Raw genomic sequence first — 18,923 nt, forward strand, 5'->3', positions numbered from 1 at the left:
GTGGCGGGGGCGGTGGGGCGCGGGCCGGGCGGGGGGCGGGGGGGGCGGCCCGGCCCCCCCCCCGGGGGGGGGGGGGGCCCGGGGGGCCCGGGGGGGGGGGCCCCCCCCGGGGGGGGGGCGCCCCCCGACGCCGTCTTCGCGTGCGTACGCCGCCCGGTCAGGGCCGTGACAGGCGCAGCGCCGCCGGCTCCACGGACGGGCCGGGAATCGACGGCAGGTACTCCCGCGCCGGCTCCGCCGCGGGGCTCCGTGGCGACCGGGTGAGCACCACGACTCCGTACGCCGCCACCATCGCGCCCGCCACCGCGGCGAGGATCCCGCCGGCGCCGCCCCGCAGCCGCTCGCCGAGCAGGGCCACGCCGATGACCGAGGCGGCCAGCGGGTTGGACAGGGTCACCACGGCGAGCGGTGCGCCGAGGCCGCCGCGGTAGGCGGTCTGCGAGAGCAGCAGACCACCGGCGGCGAACGCCGCGACGAGCAGCGCCACGATCACGACCTGCGGGCCGAGCAGCGGACCCGTACGGTCGGTCACGGCCACCGTCACGGTCTGCGTGAGCGCCGAGGCGACCCCGGAGGCGAAGCCGGACGCGGTCGCGTGCCGCAGCCCCGGCCGCGTGCCGGGGCGGGAGAGCATCCCGATGACCGCCATCGTCGCGGCTGCCACGACCAGCGCCTCGGGCACCGTCAGCGTGTCGTCCGGCGCCGGTCCCGAAGCGGTCAGGAGCAGCGCCCCGAGGCCTATGAGCGTGAGGCCGGTGCCGCGCCACTCCAGACGCGTGACCCGGCGCCCCGCGAGCCGCGCGCCGAGGGGCACGGCGGCCACGAGCGTGAGCGCCCCCAGCGGCTGGACCAGCGTGAGCGGCCCGTACTTCAGGGCGGCCACGTGCAGCAGCGCGGCGGCGGCGTTGAGCCCGACCGAGGACCACCAGACGCCGCTGCCGAGCATCCGCAGGGCCCCGCTCTCGCCCTCGGTGATCCGTGAGGCGAGCCGTTCCTGGGCGACCGCGGCGGCGGCGTAGGCGCCCGCCGAGACGAGGGAGAGCGCGACGGCGAGAAGAGTGGCGTTCACTGACCGGCCCCCGAGGTGATCAGTTCCGGCGTACGGGGGAGGGGGCCCGCCGAGGCCGAGGCCGAGGCCGTGGCCCGGGGCTCCGGCTCGGGACGCGCGTCCCCGGAGCGCCGTACGACCAGCGACCGGGCGGGTCGCGGCAGGCGGATGACCGCGAGCGCGACGCCGAGCAGCGCGGTCGCCACGAAAGCGTCGAGCCAGTAGTGGTTCGCGGTGCCGACGATCACCAACAACGTCAGCAGGGGGTGCAGCAGCCACAGCCAGCGCCACCGCGTCGAGGTGGCGACGATCATGCCGATGGCCAGCATCAGCGCCCAGCCGAAGTGCAGGGAGGGCATGGCCGCGAACTGGTTGGCCATGGTGTCGGTCGCGGGCTTGGCGGCGTACACCGAGGGCCCGTACACCTGCGCCGTGTCCACGAGGTGCGCGGCGTCCAGCATCCGCGGCGGCGCGAGCGGGAAGCCGAGGTGCAGGACGAGCGCGGCGGCGGTCAGTGCGGCGAGGACCCGTCGCGTCCAGACGTAGTGCCGGGGCCGGCGCAGGTACAGCCAGACCAGGAAGAGCAGTGTCGCCGGGAAGTGCACGGTCGCGTAATAGGTGTTCGCGACGTGGATCAGCGTGTCGCCGCTCAGCAGGGCGTCCTGCACGGCGCCCTCGCCGGGCAGGCGCAGCGTCCGCTCGGCGTCCCATACGCGGTGCGCGTTGTGGAACGCCTCGCCGGTGTGGCCGTTGGCGAGCTGCCTGCCGAATTTGTAGACGAGGAAAAGTCCTACGACGAGGAGGAGCTCGCGGACGAGGGGTGGCCGGACAGATGTGTCCGGCTCCCGTTCGGCAGGCTCGGTTCGGGATTCCATCCCCCGGCCCCTTTGCATGATGACTGGGTAGTGCGGTGCGGAGCGAGGAAGCGCCTCACTCATCGATACGCCAGTGTACCGATACGGCGGCGTACCGGTACACTGGCGTATCGATGAGGGCTGATCGAGCTGATCCGGCCGCCGTACCGAGGGGAAGAGCCATGACGTCGACGTCGAGCCGCTCGAAGATCACGCCCGAGCGTGAGCAGGAGTTCTACGACGCCGTCCTCGACCAGCTCCGCGCATGCGGGTACGAGGCTCTGACCATGGAGGGTGTCGCCGCCCGCACCCGGTGCAGCAAGTCCACGCTCTACCGCCAGTGGAAGTCCAAGCCCCAGTTCGTGGCCGCGGCGCTGCGGGCCAACCGCTGCGTGCGGTTCCAGGGCATCGACACCGGAAGCCTCGCCGGGGACCTGCGGGCGGCGGCCCGGGCGGCGGGCGAGCAGTCGGGGCGTGACACGATGCTGCTCCAGGCGCTCAGCCACGCGGTCCTCCAGGACGTGGACCTTCAGCGGGTGCTGCGCGAGACACTGGTCGAGCCGGAGCTCCAGGCCATGGACGCGATCATCCGGCGCGGTGTGGAGCGCGGCGAGATCGCCGAGGGGCACCCGGCGGTGGAGTTCGTCACGGTGCAGCTGTTCGGCGTGCTGCGGGCGAGGCCCATCATCGAGGGCGCCCACGCCGACGAGGAGTATCTGACCCGTTTCGTCGAGGCCTGCGTGCTGCCCGCGCTCGGCCTCACCTGATCGTGGGCCCGAGTCCATTGGATGGGGGACTCGGGCCTGCCCGCGCCGCACCGTGGGGACGGGGGCGGCGCGCACCCCCGGGCCGGACGGGGTTCCTCCTGAGCGGCGAGGAACCCCGCCCGGCCCATCGGGACCGCGTCCCGTCGGCGCTCCCTACACGTCCTGCCCGGCTCCGCCGCCCTCCCCGGCGGGCCCCGCCTTGATGCCCTTCGCGATCTGGTCCATGTAGGACGGCGAAGGCGCCCTGGGGTTGTCGTCGATGCCCATGCGGACGATGACGATCTTCGACTTCTTGGCGGGGGAGGGGAAGGCGAGCGACTCGACGTAGCCGTCGTCGCTCTTCTCCGTGACCGCCTTCCAGCGGACGTAGTAGCCCTTCTGGCCCGCGACGGTGATCGACCTGGAGGCCAGCACCTTGTGCGAGGTGATCTTGCCGTAGGTCTTGCCGCCGTAGCCTTCCTTGGCGTTCTTCTTGATGTCCGCCTTGGCGGCCGCCTCGGGGGTCTTCGCGTCGATGCCCAGTTCCTCGGCGGACTGGGAGTACGCGCTGCCGCGCGTGCACCGCTCGTCCGGGTTGCCCGGGCAGGGGATCGGCTGCGTCTGCACCCCGGCGCCCGCCCGGGTCCTCCCGCCGGTCCAGCCGTCCGGTACGGGGATCTGGATGCCGTTCACCGGATCGCTCACGAAACCGGGCTCCTGGCCCGGCGTCCGGGGTGTGTCCGGCCCGCCCGGGCCGTCCGGCGACCGGGGCGCCTGCGAGTCCCCGGGCTCCCGCGGGGCTCCGGACGACGGCTCCTTGGCCGCGGAGCCGCTCTCGCCACCGCTGTCGTCGTCGGCGGTCAGGGCGTACACCCCGCCGCCGATCCCGGCGAGGACGGCCAGCACCACGCCCGTGGCTATGGCGACGCGCAGTCCGCGCCGTGGCGCGGGCGGCTGCCCCGGGTGGGCCGGAAAGGCCGGCTGGGTCGGGTAGGCATGCGTGCCCGCGGCGGCGCGCACCTGATCCGTCCACACGTTCCCGTCCCACCAACGCTCGGTGGGAGGACCGCCGGCGGCTTGGCCGGGATCGGGGTACCAGCCTGGAGGAGTCATCTGCGTCATGGGCGCCAGCGTATGAGTACAGCGTGAAAGTGGCATGAGAGGGGCCCGGAAAGGAACACCGCCACCCTCCTTCCGGTGGGGCCGTCGCCCCGCCGCCTACCGCGCCCGGCTGCCATGGCCGTTGACGACCAGGCGGGCCGGGGCCTCCTTCTCCGGGAGCGTCTCGGGCCACGGAGTGCCCCGCCGCCCCGGCGTGATGGAGCCCAGCACGCTCGCGTGGCGTGCTCCCGTGCTTGTCGGGGCCGTCCCCGGCAGCCCGTGCAGGGTCAGGAAACCGAGGACGGCGAAGGCGTACGCCTCTTTCGCCGCGGCCGGCATACCGAGCTCGTCGGAGGTGCGCACGGGGATGCCGCCGCCCAACTCCGCCCGCAGGAAGGCCATCAGCACGGGGTTGCGGGTGCCGCCGCCGGAGACGATGACCTCCGAGGCCCGCACCGAGCGGACGGCGTCGGCGGCCGTGCGGGCGGTGAGCCGGGTGAGCGTGGCGACGACATCCTCGGTGGACAGCGCCTCGTACCCCTTCAACGCCGTACGCAGATAGGGCAGATGGAAGAGTTCCTTGCCGGTCGTCTTCGGTGCCGCGAGCGCGTAGTACGGCTCGGCGAGGAGGCGGTCAAGGAGCCCTGGGTGGACCGCGCCGCGGGCGGCCAGCTCGCCGTCCAGGTCGTAGGTGAGGCGGCCGCCGGTGGCCTCGCTCACCGCGGCGTCGATCAGGGCGTTGGCGGGGCCCGTGTCGAAGGCCGTGCCGTCGGCGGCGGTGATGTTGGCGATGCCGCCGAGATTCAGCGCGGCGGGGGCGCCGGGGCGGCCGCGCAGCCACATCCGGTCCACGAGGCTCACCAGGGGTGCGCCCTGGCCGCCCGCCGCGATGTCGCGCGGGCGGAAGTCGGCGACCACCGGCAGCCCCGTCGCCTCGGCGATCCACGCGGGCTGGCCGATCTGGAGCGTGCCGTGCACCTGCCCGTCCGCCACCCAGTGGTAGACCGTCTGGCCGTGCGAGGCGACCAACTCGGCCCGCCCGTCGCACAGCTCGCGGTCCGCCTCCACCGCGGCGGCGGCGAAGGCGCGGCCGATGGCGGTGTCCAGACGGCAGACGTCGGCGAGCGTGGTGGTCGCGGGCGGCAGCGCCGCGGCGAGGCCGGCGCGCAGCCGTTCGTCGTAGCCGCGGCTGATCAGCCCGAGGGGCGTGAGCGTCAGCCGGTCCCCGTCGAGGGCCAGATCGGCCGCGGCGGCGTCGATCGCGTCGTACGAGGTCCCTGACATGAGCCCGATCACGCGCACGTGGGGCCTCCTTCTCGGTCGGCTCGCCAATGATTTTGATCATCGCATCCCGCCGACGGGGGTTGACGCGCCTCCCCGGAAAGCGGCACGGGGTGCGGAGGCATCCCGGCCGGACGGAGACCCGCCGGAGCGTGCGACACGGGCCGTGGAGCGTGTTCCAGCGTCGCACGGAACGCGGCCGTGAGGGCGGGCGAGGCGCGAAGAGAGTCTCCCGCGCGGGGGCCCGGCCGAGCGCCCGGCCTCTGCGCCGCGCGTCCGCCGTGCGCTACGCGCGGCCGCGCGGGGCGGGGCGCGGTGGGGCGCCTCTGGGGTGCGTGTCGCGCCTGCTCGGCGGGGCGGATTGGCGGTGGAGGGCGTTGGTTCGGGCGGTGTTGCCGTGCGTTTGGTGGTGAGGTGGCTCAGGGGGGCATGGCGTTTGGCGAAGCGGGTCCGGCTGGGGTGTTCGCGTTGCGTTGCCGGGCGCTGTGCTCACTTTCCGTGCCACGCTGCCGGGACGCCCTCTCTCCGTGGGGCCCCGGCAACAGCGCGCACCGATCACGCGCCCCCGGTGAGGACCCTCCCCCGCCACACCCCGGGGTCCCCCCACGCACTCCGCAGCGCCCTCGCCTTGGTGAGCCACAGGGAGAGGTCGAACTCCGCGGTGTATCCGATCGCCCCGTGCAACTGGAGTGCGGCGCGGGCCGCTCCGTACGCCGCCTCGCCTGCCGTCACCTTGGCGGCGGCGATGTCCCGGGGGGCCATGGTCAGCGCCGCGCCGAGCACCAGGGGGCGGGCGAACTCCAGCCGCACCAGGACGTCCGCGAGCCGGTGCTTCACGGCCTGGAACGCCCCGATCCGCGTCCCGAACTGAGCGCGCTGCTTCACGTACGCCACGGTCCTGTCGAGCAGCGCCGCCCCAACACCGAGCGCCTGCGCGGCCGTGGCGAGCGCCGCCCAGTCCGTCGCGTGCCGCGCGGCGTCGGCCACGGCCGGGCCCGTGGCGAGTGGTTCACCGCCGGGCAGCGGGGCGGCGAGGCGGCGCGCGGGGTCGAGGGAGCGCCGCACGCGCGCGTGGCCGGGCGCGAGCCGCAGCTCACCGTCCGCCACGGCGAGGACCAGGCCCGCCGTGTCCGCGTCCAGCGCGTACGGCCCCCCGCCGGGGAGCGTCAGCGTCGCGCTCACGGCACCGGAGGCGAGCGAGGGGAGGAACCGCTTGGCCGGCCCGGGCTCGCCCAGCTCGGCGAGGCGTGCCAGCAGCGCCGCCACGGCCACTGTCTCGACGGCCGGGCCAGGCACGGCGTGCCGCCCCAACTCCACGAAGGCGACGGCCGTTTCGACGGACAGCGGGCCCACGCCGTCGTACTCCTGTGGAACCGGCAGCGCGAAGACCCCCGCCTCCGCGAGCCGCCCCCAGACCGCGCGGCCCGGCGCGTGGTCACCGGCGCTCCACGCGCGCGTGGCCGTCACCGTGTCGGCCGCCGCCAGCATCGCGTCGAGGGTCCGCGCGAACTCCCGCTGTTGGGCGTCCAGGAGGAACCTCATCAGCGGCGTCCCTTCGGCAGACCGAGCAGCCGCTCGGCGATGATGTCGCGCTGAATCTCATTGGTGCCGGCGTAGATGGGCCCGGCGAGCGAGAAGACGTACCCCTCCGTCCAGTCGACGTTGTCGGACCGCGAGAGGCCGGCCTCCGCCGTCGCGCGGCCGACCAGCTCGCCGTCCGCGCCCAGGAGATCCAGCGCCGTCTCGTGCAGCGCGATGTCGTACTCCGACCAGAAGACCTTGTTGAGGCTGGTCTCGGCGCCGATCCGCTCCCCGGCCGCGAAGCGCGACGCATTGGCCCACGTGAACAACTCGTACGCGCGCGCCCCGATGACGGCGTCGGCGACACGGTCGCGCAACGCGGTGTCCGCCGGGTCGCCGTGCGTCCGCCAGAGCCGCGTGAGGCGGTCCGCGGAGGCGAGGAAGCGGCCGGGGGAGCGCAGCATCAGGCCGCGTTCGTTGCCCGTGGTGGACATGGCGATGCGCCAGCCCTGCCCCGGCTCGCCGATCACGTCGTCGTCGGGCACGAAGACGTCGTCGAGGAAGAGCTCGGCGAAGGCCGGCTTCCCGTCCAGGCGCCCCACGGGGCGGACCGTCACGCCGTCGGCGTCGAGCGGGAACATCAGGTACGTGAGGCCCTGATGCGGCATGCTCACGGCCTCCGCGCCGGTCTCGCGCGGCTCACTGCGGAAGAGTCCGAACGCGCGATCCGCGAAGGCGGCCCGTGACGACCACGTCTTCTGCCCCTGGAGCAGCCAACCGCCCTCCGTGCGGCGGGCGGTGGAGCGCAGTGACGCGAGGTCCGAGCCCGACTCAGGCTCTGACCAGGCCTGGGCCCAGATCACTTCGCCGGTCGCCATGGAGGGCAGCACCCGCGCGCGCTGCTCGGCGGTGCCGAAGTCGAAGAGGGTCGGGGCGAGCAGGCTGATGCCGTTCTGCGAGACCCTGCCCGGCGCCCCCGCCGCGTAGTACTCCTCCTCGAACACCAGCCACTTGACGATGTCCACGCCCCGACCGCCGTACTCCTCGGGCCAGGAGACCACCGACCAGCGGTCGGCGGCGAGCTCGCGCTCCCACTCCCGGTGGGCCGCGAAACCCTCCTCGGTCTCCAGGGAGGGCAGCGGCACGCCCGGCACATGCTCGGTGAGCCAGTCGCACGCCCGCTGTCTGAATTCGCCCTCCCCGGCGGTGAAGTCGAGATCCATCAGCGCCCCACCTCCTCTTGGCCGTCGTCTACTTATTTCTTCCCTAACAAGTGTTTGGTAGATTACGTGAAGGCGGTGCGGGAGTCGAGAGCCAAAGCCCGTGACAAGCCTGCGACTAGCTCGCGACGACAGGTCGCGCTCCCGAACCAGCACCGAGACGGAGGGCCGCTCATGGACGCACCCGCTTGTCCGCCGGGACATGACCTGCTCGCGGGCCGCACCGCCGTGATCACGGCGGCCGCGGGCGCGGGCATCGGCGGCGCCACCGCGCGGCGCTTCCTGGAAGAGGGCGCGCGCGTCGTCATGGGTGACGCCCACCCGCGCCGCACGAAGGAGACGGCGGCGGCGCTGGCCGAGGAGTTCGGCGTCGACCGGATCGACGGCATTCCGTGCGACGTCACCGATGAGGCACAGGTCCAGAGCCTGTTCGAGCTGGCGGAGCGGCGGCACGGCGGCCTGGACATCGTCGTGAACAACGCGGGACTGGGCGGCATGGCCGAGCTGACGGAGATGACCGACGAGCAGTGGGACAAGGTCATCGACGTGACGCTGAACGGCACGTTCCGCTGCACCCGCGCCGCCCTGCGCCGCATGCGGGCGAGCGTTCGGGCCGACGCCGGCCAGAGCCACGGCGTGATCGTGAACAACGCCTCCGTGCTGGGCTGGCGCGCCCAGGCCGGCCAGGCCCACTACGCCGCGGCGAAGGCGGGCGTCATGGCCCTCACCCGCTGCGCCGCGATCGAGGCCGCCCCCCACGGCATCCGGGTCAACGCGGTCTCACCGAGCCTCGCCATGCACCCCCACCTCGCGAAGGTCACCTCCCCGGAGCTCCTCGAAGAGCTCACGGCCCGCGAGGCCTTCGGACGGTTCGCGCAGCCCTGGGAGATAGCCAACGTCATCGTCTTCCTGGCCAGCGGCTACTCCTCGTACATGACGGGCGAGACCGTCTCGGTCAGCAGCCAGCACGCCTAGGCGGAGAATGACCGTGTGTCGAAACCGAACCAGAGCACCGAGAACCAGAGCACAAAGAACCAGCGCACAAAGAACCAGAGCGCCGAGAACCGGAGCACCGGCGGGCCGAGCGGTACCACCAAGAAGAAGCCCCAGGTGAGCCCCTCGCCCGAGCGGCGCCGCGAACTCCTCGGCATCGCCGCGGAAGTCTTCGCCGAACAGGGGTACAACGCCACCACGGTCCGCAAGATCGCCGATGCCGCGGGAATGCTCGCCGGCAGCCTCTACTACCACTTCGACTCCAAGGAGTCGATGCTCGAAGAGATCCTCCGCACCTTCCTCACCGAGCTATGGGACGGGTACGACACCGTGCTCCAGGCCGGGCTCGACCCCCGCGCGACGCTCGAGGCGCTCGTCACCGAGTCCTTCCGGGAGATCGACCGGCACCGCGCCGCCGTCGCGATCTACCAGAAGGAGTCCAGGCACCTGGCCGCGCAAGAGCGCTTCGAGTACCTGTCCGATTCACAGCAGCGCTTCGAGAAGACGTGGCTGACGACGCTGGAGCGCGGCGTCGCGGATGGCGTCTTCCGTGACGACCTGGACATCCGGCTCGCCTACCGCTTCGTGCGCGACACCGTCTGGGTCGCCGCGTCCTGGTACCGCCCCGGCGGAGGCCACAGCCCCGAGGAGATCGCCCGGCAGTACCTGTCGATGGTCCTGGACGGCATCTCCGTACGTACGTAAGAGGGGCGCCGCCATGCGGCGCCCCACGACCGAGGAGCACGCAGTCATGGCCGAGGCCTACATCGTCGAAGCGGTCCGCACCCCCGTCGGCCGGCGCAAGGGAGGCCTCTCCGGGGTCCACCCCGCCGACCTGGGCGCCCACGTCCTGAAGGAGGTGGTCGAGCGCGCCGGCATCGACCCCGCCGCCGTGGAGGACGTCGTCTTCGGCTGCCTGGACACGGTCGGACCGCAGGCCGGGGACATCGCCCGCACCAGCTGGCTCGCGGCCGGACTCCCCGAAGAGGTGCCCGGCGTGACGATCGACCGGCAGTGCGGATCGTCCCAGCAGGCCGTGCACTTCGCGGTGCAGGGCGTCCTGTCCGGCACCCAGGACCTCGTCGTCGCGGGCGGCACACAGAGCATGTCGATGATCCCCATCGCCTTCGCGTCCCGGCAGGCCGCCGAACCCCTCGGCCTCACCGAAGGCCCCTACGCGGGAAGCGAGGGCTGGCGCGCCCGCTACGGCGACCGGCCCGTGAACCAGTTCCACGGCGCCCAGCTGATCGCCGCCAAGTGGAACATCTCCCGCCGTGACATGGAGGAGTTCGCGCTCCGCTCCCACCGACGCGCCGTGCGCGCCATCGACGAGGGCCGCTTCGACCGCGAAGTCGTCGCGTACGGCGGCGTGACCACCGACGAAGGCCCGCGGCGCGACACGACCCTGGAGAAGATGGCGGGCCTCGCACCCGTCCTCGCGGACGGCACCATCACCGCCGCCTGCTCTTCCCAGGTCTCCGACGGTGCCGCGGCCATGCTCCTCGCGAGCGAACGGGCGGTGCGGGAACACGGGTTGACGCCTCGCGCCCGCGTCCACCACCTCTCCGTACGCGGCGAGGACCCCATCCGGATGCTCTCCGCACCCATCCCCGCCACCGCATACGCCCTCAAGAAGAGCGGCATGCGGATCGACGACATCGATCTCGTCGAGATCAACGAAGCGTTCGCCCCGGTCGTCCTCGCCTGGCTGAAGGAGACCGGCGCGGATCCGGAGAAGGTCAACGTCAACGGCGGTGCGATCGCCCTCGGCCACCCCCTCGGCGCGACCGGCGCGAAGCTCATGACGACGCTCCTGCACGAACTGGAGCGCACAGGCGGCCGGTTCGGCCTCCAGACGATGTGCGAGGGCGGCGGCCAGGCGAACGTGACGATCATCGAACGCCTCTGACATCCCGTCCGTACCGCTCCCGGCAGCCATGCGGAAACCCCTCCGCGTCCACGAAACGGACTCTTCCTCACCCCTTGCGGGAGTACCTGCGCCGACAGCGCTCCACACCGGCCCCGACCCGGCTAGTCTCGACTTCTGTACGTCGATCGAGCGACTCCGGGAGGTAGCGCGATGACGCAGGGACGGCCCGGAGGAGCCGCCTGGGCCCCACTGTGGGAGCGCGACGCCGAACTCGCCGCGGCGACCCAGGCCGTCGAGGAACTCTGCGCGGACGCCATGAGCGCGGGCGGCCTGCTCGTCTTCCGCGGCGAGGCCGGCATCGGCAAGACCGCGCTGCTCGCCGAAGTGCGCCGCATCGCGGAAGCACGCCGCGCCACGGTCTGGTACGCACGCGGCGGTGAAGCCGTCACCTCCGTCCCCTTCAACGTCGTACGCCAGCTCCTCCAGCCCGCACTGGTGTCGTTCACGCCCGAGGAGGAACGCGAATACCTCGGCGACTGGTACGACATCGCGGGCCCGGCCCTCGGCATAGTCGAACCCGGCGGCAGGCAGGCCGATCCCCAAGGTGTCTGTGACGGCCTCGTCGAAGTGGTCTCCCGGCTGGCGCAGCTCAAATGGCCGCTGGTCCTGCTCATCGACGACGCGCACTGGGCCGACCAGGAGACCCTGCACTGGCTGGCCGCCTTCGCCCGCCGCCTGTCCGAGCTGTCCGTGCTCGTCGTGATCGCCCACCGGCCCGGCGAGGCCGGGGGAGACAGCGCACGCCATCTGGCGTCGGTCGCCGCGTCGGCCCGCTCCTTCAGCACGCTGCACGCGCTCACCCCGGACGCCGCCGCGGGGCTGACCCGCGCCACGCTCGGCGAGCACGCCGACGCCCCGTTCTGCCGCGAGGTGTGGGCGGTCACCGGCGGCAACCCCTACGAATCCGTCGAACTGCTCGCCAAGGTGCAGGACAGCGACCTCGAACCGGTGGAGAGCTCGGCGGACACCCTGCGTGCCCTCAACCGCACGGCCAAGGGCCAAGGCCTCATCGCCCGCCTCGAAGACCTCGGCACCGACGCCACCCGCTTCGCCTGGGCGGCCGCCATCCTCGGCACCGCCATCTCCCTGGACATGGCCGCCCGGCTCGCGGGCATGCCCCGCGCCACCGCCGAGCGCTGCGCCGAGCAGCTCTGCGCGGCGCGCATCCTGCTCCGCGACGAGGACGGCCTGGAGTTCGTCCACCCCCAGATCGAGAGCACGATCTACCGCTCCATCCCCTCGGCCACCCGCACCGCCATGCACGGCGTGGCCGCCGCCGTCGTCACGCAGGAGGGCCGGGGCGCCGCGGCCGCCTCCCGGCATCTCCTGGAGGTGCACCCCGAGGACGATCCCGACCTGGTCGAGCAGTTGCGCCAGGCCGCGGCCGAACATCTCGCCGTCGGCGCGCCCGACGCGGCCCGCCGCTGTCTCGAGCGGGCTCTGCGGGAACCACCACTGCCCGAGATCCACGCCCGCGTACTCTACGAACTGGGCTGCGCCACGCTGCTCACCTCGCCCGCCACCACCATCAAGCACCTGCGCGAGGCGCTCTCCATGCGGGGCCTCGACCAGGAGCTGCGCGTCGACGCGGTCTGCCGGCTCTCCCAGGCCCTGGTCCACAACGACCAGCTGGAGGAGGGCCTGCGGGCCATCGCCGAGGAATCGGCACGGCTCGACCAGGGGCCCGCGCTGCTGCGCCTCCAGGCCGTGCACTACATGTGGGAGGGCATCCACGCGGGCGAGGAGGACTCCCCGGCACGGTCGCGGCAGCTGGCCAAGCTCGCGGGCCCGCTGACCGGCCGCGACAACTCCGAGCGCGCCCTGCTGATCCTGCGCGCCTTCGACGCCATGACACGCGGTGAGAACGCGGAACTGGTCGTCGAACTCTGCGACCGCGCCCTCGTCAACGGCCGCCTCGCGCCGGGACTCGGCTGGACCGACACGGAGTGGAGCTTCGAGCTCCGTCTGATGCTCGGCGGTTCCTACGCCTTCGCGGACCGGCTCGACCGCGCGGAGAGCCTGTTCACCGAGGCCGTGCGCGCGTATGAGACGGCGGGCTGGAGCGGCGGGCACCTCGCACTCGCGCACGCCTTCCTCGGCTATGTGTACCGCAGGCGCGGGCGGCTGATCGACGCCGAGCACTCCCTGCGCGAGAGCCTGCGCCTTGCCGACCGCGTCGGCAAGGGCCTGCCCATGCACTGGGAGGCGGCCAGCATGCTCATCGACACGCTCCTCGCGCGCGGGCACATCGGCGAGGCGGGCGCCATCGCCGACCGCTACGGCTTCGCGCCGCCCTCCGCCTCCACGATCTACGTCCCGGACGCCATGACCGTACGCGGCAGACTGCTGCTCGCGCTCGGCCGCACGGACGAGGGGCTGAACGAACTGGAGGCCACCGCGAAGGCGTTGACCGCGCGCGGCCAGTACAACACGGTGCTCGCGCCGTGGGCGTACGACCTCGCCCGCGCCCTGGCGCACGAGGACCCGAAGCGGGCCGCGCACCTCGTCTCCGACGCCCGCATGCAGGCCGAGCGGTTCGGCACGGACACCGCGATCGGCGAGGCCCTGCGGTGTGCGGCCGCCCTGGAGACGGGCCCGCGCTCCATCGCCCTGTACCGCCAGGCGGCGACCTACCTGGAGGCGTCGCCCTGTGCGTACGAACACGCGGTGGCCCGAGTCGAGTACGGCATCGCGGCGGACGCCGTGCCGGAGCTGGAACGCGGTCTCACCCTCGCACGGACCTGCGGAGCCGACGGGCTTGCCGAGCGGGCGCTCGCACACATGTCCCTGGTAAAGGGCTGACGCCTGATCGCACCGCGGGGCAGCTGGGCGTCGGCTTTACCTCGGGGCGGGTCCGGCGCCCGCTGCCCCGGCGCGTGCGGCCTTTGGCGGGACTCCGGAGGCTTGCGCGCCCCTTGAGCCGGCCCCGCCTCGAAAGGCCCCGGAGCTTGATGCCGGGTCCCGACTGCTTCACCCCCTCGCCCCCAGTCGCCCCATCACCTCCCCCGCCTCCACCATCACCCGCTCTATCAACTCCGCACACGACGGCACGTCCTCGATCAGGCCGGCTATCTGGCCCGACGCCATCACCCCCGCGTCCGGGCGGCCGTCGACCATCGCCGACTTCAGCATCATCGGCGTGTTCGCCGCGAGGAGGACCTGGCTCCACGTCAGGTCCTTGCCGTGCCTCATCGCGAGGCCGTCGCGCGCCATCCGGGCCCATCCCAGCCCGGAGAGCCTGCGGAACGCCGCCGCATGCCGCACCGCCCGGGCCAGGGACGCGAGGCCGCCCGCCTTCTCCAGGCCGGCCACCAGCTCCGTGCGCAGCATCCGGTGCGGAAGGCCGTCCACTCGCGTGGTGACCGTGACGTCCTTCACGGAGGCCGCCAGATAGCGCGCCTTGACCGCGTCCGGCACCGGTGAGTCCGAGGTGAGCAGGAAACGCGTGCCCATGGCCACGCCCGCCGCGCCGTAGGCGAGCGCGGCCACCAGGCCCCGCCCGTCATAGAACCCGCCCGCGGCGACCACCGGGATGTCCACCGCGTCCACGACCTGCGGCAGCAGGACCGTGGTGGCCACCTCACCGGTGTGACCGCCGCCCTCGCCGCCTTGCGCGACGACCGCGTCCGCGCCCCACGCGGCGACCTTCTCCGCGTGCCTTCGCGCGCCGACCGAGGGGATCACCACCACGCCCGCGTCCTTGAGCTCGGCGATGAGCTCCCTGGACGGCGCCAGCGCGAAGGACGCCACGCGCACGCCCTCCTCGACGATGACCCCGACACGCTCCCGCGCATCGCCCGCGTCGGCCCGCAGATTGACCCCGAACGGCGCCTCCGTACGGGACCTCACCTCGCGCACGGCCGAGCGCAACTGCTCGACCGTCATGGTCGCGGAGGCCAGGATGCCGAGCGCCCCGGCGTTCGCCGTCGCCGAGACCAGGCGGGGGCCCGCCACCCAGCCCATGCCGGTCTGCACGATCGGATGCCGCACCCCGACCAGCTTCGTCAGCGGCGTCTCGATGACGGGCGGGGCCGCCGTCACGCGCGCACCTCGCGCTCGCGCAGACCCCGCGGGTCCACCACCTCGCGGATCAGCCGCAGTTCCTCGTCCGTCGGCTCGCGGGTGTACGGCAGACCGCCGTCCGGCACGGCGAGCGCGAAACCGGTGGCCTCCCGCACCTGGCCGAGCGTCACCCCCGGATGCAGGGAGACCACCCGCATCGCGTGATCGGGCGTCGCGAAGTCGAAGACGCCGAGGTCGGAGACGACGCGGCGCAGATCGTGGAAGCGGGTCGCGGAGGGACCCGCGGCGGCCGCGCTGTCGTACCCGACACCGCTGATCATGTCGACCTTCTCGACGAAGACTCGCGTCGAATGCCTCGGGATCCAGTAACTCACCGGGTTGTTGATCGTGTTGGCCGGGGCGCCGCGCACACCGAGCAATTGCCGTCGGGGGCGCGCCCAGTCGCCGATGCACGAGATGTTCTGGTTCCCGAAGCGGTCGATCTGGCTCGCGCCCATCATCACGTGCCGCCGCCCGCCCATGACCATCGTCAGGTGCTTGCGGTACGGCAGCCAGCCCTCGGTCACGCCCGACGCGGCGCCCAGTGCCGGGACGTCGCCGATGAGCAGCGCCTCGCCGTCCGTGAGCAGCAGGTCGGGGGAGAAGGTCAGCTTGGCGAGGCGCGCGCCGATGGACGGGATCGTGCCCATGGGGGACGCGAGGATCTCGCCGTCGTCCCGCCAGGCCTCGGCGCAGGCGATGACGCAGTACTCGGCGCGGGTGACGGTCCGCTCGGCGGCCGGGGTCATCGCTGCTCCTTGTGCCAGGTCCGGACGGCCAGGTGGTAGTCCCGCTCGCTGCCGGCCAGGAAGCGGGCGCGGAAGGCCGCCCAGGCCTCCGGGTCCGCGGCGGCGTCGGTGTACGCCTTCTGGAAGGGTTCGTCGCGGTCGTAGTCGGGGACGCAGGACGTGAAGTGCGCGCCGTTCGGCGTCTCGGCCACGCCCGTCACCGTGTGCCGGGAGATCAGCAGGGACTGCGGCGCCGCGTGCTCGGAGAGCCGCCCGGGGTCGACGACCTGCTCACAGGAGACGTACGCGGTGTCGGAGGCCTCGCAGAACAGGTCGTCGAAGTAGGGGTCCGGGCCCAGATAGCGGGCGTTGCCGAACCGGTCGGCGCGGTTCACGTGCACCAGCGCCGCGTCCATCCGCAGGGCGGGCACCGCGACCAGCTCCTCGCCGTCCTCGTACGGCGAAGTGACCGTACGCAGGTGGGGGTTGACCCGCAGCACGTCGGAGCCGAGGCCCGCGCGGATCGGCAGGAACGGCAGCCGCTGGGTGCCCGCGGTGAGGCCCTGCATGAGCATCGCCTCGTCCAGCTCGACGAGTTCGAAGGCGCCACGCTCGCGTGCCGCGCGGAAGTGCGGCTCCAGCGGGATCGAGTCGAGCGTGGTGAATGCCGTGATCAGCTTGCGGATGCGGCCCGCGGCGGCGAGCAGGCCGATGTCCGGGCCGCCGTAGGAGACGACGGTCAGGTCCGTGACGCCGGACCGCAGCAGCGCGCGCACCAGCGCCATCGGTTTGCGGCGCGAGCCCCAGCCGCCGATGCCGAGGGTCATCCCGCTCTCCAGACGCCCCACGATCTCCTCGGGCGTCATGATCTTGCCTGTCCTGTCGCTCATGTCCCGCCTTCCCCTCGCGCCCCGAAGCCCTCGCGGATGCGGTCGGCCAGGCCGCTGAGATTCGCCTCGAAGGTGAAGCCCTGCTCGAAGCGGTAGCTGCGGTGCACGTCGACCGGGTCGATGCCGTTGATGGCGGCCTTCGCGAAGCGCAGCAGCGTGCCGTCCTTGCGGGCGATCTCGCGCGCCAACTCCAGTGCGACATCGCGCAGTTCAGCACGCGGGACGACCTGCCACACGGAGCCGTGGGCGTGCAGTTCGGCTGCCGTCACGGTGCGCGAGGTGTAGTACAGCGCGCGCATCAGATGCTGCGGCACCAGGCGGGCCAGGTGGGTGGCGGCACCCAGCGCGCCCCGGTCCAGCTCGGGCAGGCCGAACGTGGCGTCCTCGCTCGCCACGATCGCGTCCGCGTTGCCCACGAGGCCTATCCCGCCGCCCAGACAGAAGCCCTGCACGGCGGTGACGACCGGCACCTCGCATTCGTACACCGCCGAGAATGCCGCGTAGCAGCCGCGGTTGGCGCCGATCAGCGCGGTGTGGCCGCTGTCGCGCCGCATCTCCTTGATGTCCACGCCGGCGTTGAACCCCCGCCCCTCGGCGGCCAGCACCACGCAGCGTATGGCGGGGTCGCGCCCGGCGGCGCGCACGGCGTCCGCCACGGCATACCACCCCCGCACAGGAAGGGCGTTGACCGGTGGGTAGTCGACGGTGACGACCGCCACGCCCTGCGCGGGCTCCGGGACGGAGGTGGAGACAGACATCAGAGGATCCGCTACCTTTCGACCACACGCCTTCAACCAAACATTTGTTAGTTGGAAAGGTAGCAGCGATGACTGACACCCGACAGGTGGCCGTCGTCACCGGCGGCACCCGCGGCGTCGGCGCCGGAATCGCCCGCGGCTTCCTCGCCGCCGGCGCCCATGTCGTCGTCTGCGCCCGCAGGCCGCCCGACGAGCCCGTCCAAGCCGCGGGCGCCACGGCGGAGTTCCGGCCGCTGGACCTGCGCGACGCACAGGCCGCGTACGCCTTCTTCCGCCAAGTGGCCGCCGACCACGGCTCCGTGGACGCCCTCGTGAACAACGCGGGCGGCACGCCGTTCGGTCTCCTCGCCGACACGGCCCCCGCCCGGCAGGTGAAGATCGTCGAACTGAACCTCCTCGCCCCGCTCTACGCCTCGCTCGCCGCCTACGACGTGATGCGCGCCCAGCGGTCGGGCGGCAGCATCACGATGATCGGCAGTGTCAGTGGCACCCGGCCCTCGCCCGGCAGCGGGGCGTACGGAGCGGCGAAGGCCGGCCTGGAGAACCTCGCCCGGACCATGGCGGTCGAATGGGCCCCGGCCGTGCGCGTGAACACGGTCGTCCTCGGCCTCGCCCGCACCGAGAGCGCCCACCTCCACTACGGCGACGAAGAGGGCGTCGCCAGGGTCGCCGCCACCGTGCCGCTCGGCCGCCTCGCCGACCCCGCGGACGTCGGCGACGCCTGTGTCTTCCTCGCGTCCGAACACGCCCGGTACATCAGCGGCGCCGCCCTCCACCTGCACGGCGGCGGCGAGCGCCCCGCCTTCCTGGACGCCGCCTCAGTCAACCGCTGAACGCCTCAACAGGGAGCTGCCCCATGACTTCAGCCGCCACATCCGGGATCTGCGCGGGCCGCGTCGTGATCGTCACGGGCGCGGGCCGCGGACTGGGCCGCGCCCACGCGCGCGGGTACGCCGCCGAGGGTGCCCGGGTCGTCGTCAACGATCTCGGCGTGGGGCCCGACGGCTCCGGGGGGTCCGGCGGGCCGGCGCACGCCGTCGTCGAGGAGATCCGCGCCTCGGGCGGCGACGCGGTCGCGCACGGCGGTGACATCGCGACATCGGAGGGCGCCGCCTCGCTGGTGCGCACCGCCCTCGACACGTACGGACGCCTCGACACCCTCGTCAACAACGCGGGCTTCCTGCGTGACCGCATGCTGGTCAACCTCGACGAGGACGACTGGGACGCGGTGATGCGGGTCCATCTCAAGGGGCACTTCCTCCCCTTGAAGCACGCGGCGGCCCACTGGCGGGCCGAGGCGAAGGCCGCACGCGTGCCGCACGCGTGCGTGGTCAACACGAGCTCGGGAGCGGGCCTGCTGGGCAGTGTCGGGCAGGGCAACTACAGCGCGGCCAAGGCCGGGATCCTCGGCCTCACCCTGGTCGCCGCCGCCGAACTGGCCGCCTACGGAGTACGCGTGAACGCCATCGCGCCCGCCGCCCGCACCCGGATGACCGAGCAGACGTTCGCCGACACCATGGTCGCCCCGCAGGACGGAGCCTTCGACGCGATGGCCCCGGAGAACGTGTCACCGCTCGTTGTCTGGCTCGGCTCCACCGCCTCCGCGGGGGTCACCGGCCGCGTCTTCGAGGCGGAGGCCGGCCGCATCACCGTCATGGAGGGCTGGCGCCCGGGACCGACCGCGGACAAGGGGGCCCGCTGGACCCCGGCCGAAGCGGGCGGGGCGGCCCGCAAGCTCCTCACCGACGCCGAGCCGCCCCGACCCGTGTACGGGGCACGATGAGCCCCGGC

At 73.1% G+C, this 18,923-nt stretch carries 17 protein-coding genes; 7 read left to right on the forward strand and 10 right to left on the reverse strand.

Annotated features, from left to right (window positions below; genetic code table 11):
- Positions 1 to 157: 157 nt before the first annotated feature.
- Together ACF062_RS11570 and ACF062_RS11575 are read right to left on the reverse strand one after the other, a co-directional pair.
- Complete coding sequence (locus ACF062_RS11570) at positions 158 to 1,069, reverse strand: DMT family transporter (protein ID WP_392137529.1); 912 nt, start codon at positions 1,067 to 1,069, stop codon at positions 158 to 160.
- Entirely contained in the window at positions 1,066 to 1,923 is an 858-nt protein-coding gene (locus ACF062_RS11575) for a phosphatase PAP2 family protein (RefSeq protein ID WP_392137530.1), read from the reverse strand. The genes ACF062_RS11570 and ACF062_RS11575 overlap by 4 nt, the downstream gene beginning before the upstream one ends.
- A 161-nt stretch (positions 1,924 to 2,084) precedes the next feature.
- Here ACF062_RS11575 and ACF062_RS11580 point away from each other — a divergent pair, with 161 nt between their 5' ends.
- Positions 2,085 to 2,669, forward strand: coding sequence for a TetR/AcrR family transcriptional regulator (locus ACF062_RS11580; protein WP_356578960.1), 585 nt, complete (start codon positions 2,085 to 2,087; stop codon positions 2,667 to 2,669).
- 153 nt (positions 2,670 to 2,822) lie between these two features.
- Here the strand turns inward: ACF062_RS11580 and ACF062_RS11585 are convergent, their stop codons facing one another.
- The 4 genes from ACF062_RS11585 to ACF062_RS11600 all read right to left on the reverse strand — a co-directional run bounded on the left by ACF062_RS11585 (position 2,823) and on the right by ACF062_RS11600 (position 7,774).
- Entirely contained in the window at positions 2,823 to 3,770 is a 948-nt protein-coding gene (locus ACF062_RS11585) for a DUF2510 domain-containing protein (protein ID WP_392137531.1), read from the reverse strand.
- 96 nt (positions 3,771 to 3,866) lie between these two features.
- Complete coding sequence (locus ACF062_RS11590) at positions 3,867 to 5,051, reverse strand: anhydro-N-acetylmuramic acid kinase (protein ID WP_392137532.1); 1,185 nt, start codon at positions 5,049 to 5,051, stop codon at positions 3,867 to 3,869.
- A gap of 534 nt (positions 5,052 to 5,585) precedes the next feature.
- Positions 5,586 to 6,572: an acyl-CoA dehydrogenase family protein gene (locus ACF062_RS11595; protein WP_392137533.1), complete on the reverse strand. Its 987-nt coding sequence runs from the start codon at positions 6,570 to 6,572 to the stop codon at positions 5,586 to 5,588.
- Positions 6,572 to 7,774, reverse strand: coding sequence for an acyl-CoA dehydrogenase family protein (locus tag ACF062_RS11600; protein WP_392137534.1), 1,203 nt, complete (start codon positions 7,772 to 7,774; stop codon positions 6,572 to 6,574). The genes ACF062_RS11595 and ACF062_RS11600 overlap by 1 nt, the downstream gene beginning before the upstream one ends.
- A gap of 171 nt (positions 7,775 to 7,945) precedes the next feature.
- On the opposite strand from ACF062_RS11600, the gene ACF062_RS11605 reads away from it, so the two are divergent.
- The 4 genes from ACF062_RS11605 (at position 7,946) to ACF062_RS11620 (ending at position 13,496) form a co-directional block, all read left to right on the forward strand.
- The gene (locus ACF062_RS11605; RefSeq protein WP_392137535.1) at positions 7,946 to 8,746 is read left to right on the forward strand and encodes an SDR family oxidoreductase; all 801 of its coding nucleotides are present in this window, start codon (positions 7,946 to 7,948) and stop codon (positions 8,744 to 8,746) included.
- Between the two features lie 135 nt (positions 8,747 to 8,881).
- Positions 8,882 to 9,469: a TetR/AcrR family transcriptional regulator gene (locus ACF062_RS11610; RefSeq protein WP_392137719.1), complete on the forward strand. Its 588-nt coding sequence runs from the start codon at positions 8,882 to 8,884 to the stop codon at positions 9,467 to 9,469.
- Positions 9,470 to 9,515: 46 nt separating this feature from the next.
- A complete protein-coding gene (locus tag ACF062_RS11615; protein ID WP_392137720.1) occupies positions 9,516 to 10,673 on the forward strand; it encodes an acetyl-CoA C-acetyltransferase in 1,158 nt (385 codons plus the stop codon).
- A gap of 171 nt (positions 10,674 to 10,844) precedes the next feature.
- Positions 10,845 to 13,496 (forward strand): ATP-binding protein, encoded by a 2,652-nt coding sequence (locus ACF062_RS11620; RefSeq protein ID WP_392137536.1) that lies wholly within the window; start codon positions 10,845 to 10,847, stop codon positions 13,494 to 13,496.
- A gap of 168 nt (positions 13,497 to 13,664) precedes the next feature.
- Here ACF062_RS11620 and ACF062_RS11625 read toward each other — a convergent pair whose 3' ends face one another.
- The 4 genes from ACF062_RS11625 to ACF062_RS11640 are packed head-to-tail and all read right to left on the reverse strand — an operon-like array spanning position 13,665 to position 17,132.
- Positions 13,665 to 14,714, reverse strand: coding sequence for an NAD(P)H-dependent flavin oxidoreductase (locus tag ACF062_RS11625; protein ID WP_392137721.1), 1,050 nt, complete (start codon positions 14,712 to 14,714; stop codon positions 13,665 to 13,667).
- A 17-nt stretch (positions 14,715 to 14,731) separates the two neighbouring features.
- A complete protein-coding gene (locus ACF062_RS11630) occupies positions 14,732 to 15,505 on the reverse strand; it encodes a CoA-transferase subunit beta (protein WP_392137537.1) in 774 nt (257 codons plus the stop codon).
- The gene (locus ACF062_RS11635; protein WP_392137538.1) at positions 15,502 to 16,374 is read right to left on the reverse strand and encodes a CoA transferase subunit A; all 873 of its coding nucleotides are present in this window, start codon (positions 16,372 to 16,374) and stop codon (positions 15,502 to 15,504) included. The genes ACF062_RS11630 and ACF062_RS11635 overlap by 4 nt, the downstream gene beginning before the upstream one ends.
- Positions 16,371 to 17,132: an enoyl-CoA hydratase family protein gene (locus ACF062_RS11640; protein WP_392137539.1), complete on the reverse strand. Its 762-nt coding sequence runs from the start codon at positions 17,130 to 17,132 to the stop codon at positions 16,371 to 16,373. The genes ACF062_RS11635 and ACF062_RS11640 overlap by 4 nt, the downstream gene beginning before the upstream one ends.
- A 68-nt stretch (positions 17,133 to 17,200) precedes the next feature.
- On the opposite strand from ACF062_RS11640, the gene ACF062_RS11645 reads away from it, so the two are divergent.
- Both ACF062_RS11645 and ACF062_RS11650 read left to right on the forward strand, forming a co-directional pair.
- Positions 17,201 to 17,965, forward strand: coding sequence for an SDR family oxidoreductase (locus ACF062_RS11645; RefSeq protein ID WP_392137540.1), 765 nt, complete (start codon positions 17,201 to 17,203; stop codon positions 17,963 to 17,965).
- Positions 17,966 to 17,988: 23 nt separating this feature from the next.
- Entirely contained in the window at positions 17,989 to 18,915 is a 927-nt protein-coding gene (locus tag ACF062_RS11650; protein WP_392137541.1) for an SDR family oxidoreductase, read from the forward strand.
- Positions 18,916 to 18,923 lie beyond the last annotated feature (8 nt).

The organism is Streptomyces sp. NPDC015345 (assembly GCF_043078805.1).
In the GTDB taxonomy this organism is placed as follows: Bacteria; Actinomycetota; Actinomycetes; order Streptomycetales; family Streptomycetaceae; genus Streptomyces.